This is a genomic window from Spirochaetota bacterium, from assembly GCA_026414805.1.
Lineage (GTDB): Bacteria > Spirochaetota > UBA4802 > UBA4802 > UB4802 > UBA4802.
Window position 1 is genome coordinate 1 of the sequence record JAOAIH010000101.1, and the last position, 357, is coordinate 357.

A 357-nucleotide genomic window follows, 5' to 3' on the forward strand; every position below is an offset into this window, starting at 1 on the left:
ACAATCATGCATAAAAAGCTAAAACGCAAAGTTAGTTATCAAAAGTTAGTGCGATTGGAATTATATAAACTAATAAAGCATCTTTTAGGTGAAGAGGAATATCAAAGCTTTAAAATCTGGTGGTAAAGAGTAATGTATGTTATCATTTTGAGATAGGGTTATTTTTTTTAAATATTATTAATCTTATCATTAAGTGGTCATGTATGTATATCATTCTTGTGTACGACATATCAACATTGACGTCAGCAGGGCGCAACCGCCTTCCAAAAGTTCTGACCAAGTGCAGGCAATATTTACATCATACCCAAAAGTCGGTATTTGAAGGCGAAATAACAGAATCAAAGTTGTTTACCTTAA

Annotated in this window: 2 protein-coding genes (1 of these 2 only partly in view); both read left to right on the forward strand. The window is 32.2% G+C overall.

Annotated elements, in window-relative coordinates:
* Positions 1-126, forward strand: a 126-nt coding sequence (locus tag N3F66_14070; GenBank protein ID MCX8125271.1) for a subtype I-B CRISPR-associated endonuclease Cas1, incomplete at its 5' end; no start/stop codon positions are given.
* Between the two features lie 77 nt (positions 127-203).
* On the forward strand, positions 204-357 hold the 5' portion of the coding sequence (gene cas2, locus N3F66_14075; GenBank protein ID MCX8125272.1) for a CRISPR-associated endonuclease Cas2. The gene runs 149 nt beyond the window's last position; the window shows 154 of its 303 coding nt (coding positions 1-154); the start codon lies at positions 204-206; the stop codon falls past the right edge of the window.